The organism is Allobosea sp. P1_A7 (assembly GCF_056406775.1).
Window position 1 is genome coordinate 1 of sequence record NZ_JBFTZN010000500.1, and the last position, 2,468, is coordinate 2,468.

The 2,468-nt window shown below is 65.8% G+C and carries 3 protein-coding genes; all 3 read left to right on the top strand.

Annotation, left to right across the window (positions count from 1 at the left end; translation table 11 throughout):
* Positions 1–35 precede the first annotated feature (35 nt).
* The 3 genes from AC1D34_RS36900 to AC1D34_RS36910 are packed head-to-tail and all read left to right on the top strand — an operon-like array spanning position 36 to position 2,383.
* Positions 36–1,274: an ATP-binding cassette domain-containing protein gene (locus AC1D34_RS36900; protein ID WP_476826940.1), complete on the top strand. Its 1,239-nt coding sequence runs from the start codon at positions 36–38 to the stop codon at positions 1,272–1,274.
* On the top strand, positions 1,258–2,256 hold the full coding sequence (locus AC1D34_RS36905) for a hypothetical protein (protein WP_476826941.1): 999 nt from the start codon (positions 1,258–1,260) through the stop codon (positions 2,254–2,256). The genes AC1D34_RS36900 and AC1D34_RS36905 overlap by 17 nt, the downstream gene beginning before the upstream one ends.
* Positions 2,186–2,383: a beta-barrel domain-containing protein gene (locus AC1D34_RS36910; RefSeq protein ID WP_476826942.1), complete on the top strand. Its 198-nt coding sequence runs from the start codon at positions 2,186–2,188 to the stop codon at positions 2,381–2,383. Before AC1D34_RS36905 ends, AC1D34_RS36910 begins: the two co-directional genes overlap by 71 nt.
* Positions 2,384–2,468: the final 85 nt, after the last annotated feature.

Here is a 2,468-nt window from a genome sequence, read left to right on the forward strand (position 1 = left end):
CCGCTATCGTCTCAGCGCTCGCGATCTGGGGCGAATTGCGGGCCCGCAGCATCAATTCCGACCTGGTGAAAGCCGGCGCAAGACGACAGGCGATCGTCGATGGCGGCAAGCGCAACGCCGAAGTGCTGGCCACCATGAACCTCGCAAGCCGGATCGAGCAGCGCTTCCAGGACGCCAACCTGACATTCCTTGAGGCGACGCAGGCCGGGGTCGACCGCAATTCCTTCGTCAGCGCCCTCGTGCGGGGGTTACGTCTACTGTTGCAATCGCTGGTGCTGGYGCTTGCCGCCTACCTCGCGATCCGACAGGAAATCTCGTCGGGCGCGATTATCGCGACCTCCATCCTTTCATCGCGTGCGCTCGCGCCGATCGATGCGACCGTGGCGCAGTGGCGGCTGTTCATCGGCGCGCGCCAGGCCGCGGCGCGCCTGCGGCGGGCGCTCGGTCTGCTCAAAGTGCGCTCGCCGGAGACGCGCCTGCCTGCGCCGCGCAAACAGCTCCGGATCGAAGGCGGATTCATCGCTCCTCCCGGCGCGTCGCTGCCGACCGTGTCCGGCGTGCAGATCCTGGTCGAGSCGGGAGACGGGCTCGGCGTCATTGGMCCCTCRGGCTCTGGCAAGACGACGCTGGCGCGCGCCATCACYGGCRTATGGCCGCTGATSCGCGGCGAAGTCACGCTCGACGGGGCGCCRCTCRCSCAGTTYCGKGCCGACGACCGGGGYGCGGCRATCGGCTATCTGCCGCAGGACGTCGAYCTCTTCGACGGCACCATCGCCGAAAACATTGCGCGMTTTGATCCCGASCGCACCGACGAGGCGRTCGTTCGYGSCGCCCARCTCGCCAACGTGCACGAGCTRATCCTCAAGCTGCCGCAGGGCTACGACACGCGCATTGGCGACGGCGGCCTGAAACTCTCCTCCGGCCAGCAGCAGCGCATTGGGCTTGCGCGCGCGCTCTACAACGATCCCTTCGTCGTCGTGCTCGACGAGCCTTATTCCAATCTCGATGGCGAAGGTGACGCAGCGCTCAACCGGGCACTGGCCGGTGTGCGGGCCCGCGGCGGCATCGTCGTGCTGATCGCCCATCGCCGCAGCGCGATCGGCGCCGTCAACAAGTTGGTTGCGATCATCGACGGAAAGCAGGCGGCGTTCGGACCGAGGGAACAAGTACTTGCGCACATCGGGGAGATGCAGAGCGCCCAACCCGCGCCCGAGACCGGCGCACCGCAACGGCGACAGGCGATCAAGGTGGTGAGCAATGCGGGTGAACACTAACAAGTCCGTATCCTCAGGGCTCAGTGCCAACGATCGCTCGATCCGCCGCCATGCGCTCGCAGGCATCTTCGTCGTGGTTGGGCTTCTGGGCGGGCTCGCCGCCTGGTCAGCGCTCGCCCAGATTTCCGGCGCGGTCATCGCGTCCGGGGTGGTCGCGGTCGAAAGCAGCGCCAAGAAGGTGCAGCATCCCGAAGGTGGCGTGGTTGCCGAACTCAAGGTGCACGACGGCGACCGCGTCAGGGCCGGCGATCTTCTGGTTCGGCTCGACGACACGGTCCTGCGCGCCAGCCTCTCGATCGTCACCAAGAGCCTGGACGAGCTGACAGCGCTGGATGCGCGCCTGACCGCAGAGCGGGATGGCGCCGACGCACTCCACCTTCCCGAGGCACTTCTCAAGCGCGCAAAGACCAACCAGGACGCTGAGGCTTCGATCAAGGGGCAAAGGACGATCTTCGACAGCCGCCGCGCCGCGCGCATCACAGCCAAGACGCAGCTTGCCGAGCAGATCGCGCAGCTTGAAGCGGGCATCGAAGGATTGACGGCGCAGCGCGAGGCCCGTGACCGCGAATTGGTCTTCATCGCCGACGAGCTTAGAGGCGTGCGCGAACTTTATGCCAAGCATCTGGTGCCGATCGCCCGCGTCTCGGCGCTGGAGCGGGACCGCACCCGCATCGAGGGCGAGCGTGGCAAGCTGACCGCCGACATCGCTTCGGCGCGCGGCTCGATCGCCGAGAAGAAGATCCAGATCCTGCGTCTCGACGACGACTTCCGCTCTGAGGTCGTGAAGGAACTCGCCGATACGCGCAACAAGATCAACGAGAGTGTTGAGCGCAAGACGGCGGCGGAGGACCGTCTGCGATCGGAACCTCAAGGAGACGATCGGAGAAGTCGTCATCGTTTCGCCCGATCTGATCGAGGATCAGGCGACGCGACGCCGCTTCTACCGGGTCAAGTTGTCGGTCGAGCCTCCGGTCGGTGCTGACGGCAAGCCGCGCACGTTGGTGCCTGGCATGCCCGTCGAGGTTTTCATCACCAAAGCAGAACGCACTGTCCTCGCCTATCTGATGAAACCCCTCACGGACCAGATGCAGCGGGTTTTTCGGGAATAGGTGGCCGCTGCGCCGGCGCAGGGCCTGACCATTCTACTCAGTTGGTGACGTCGACGCCGATGAATTCTCCGGCACGGTCTACGTG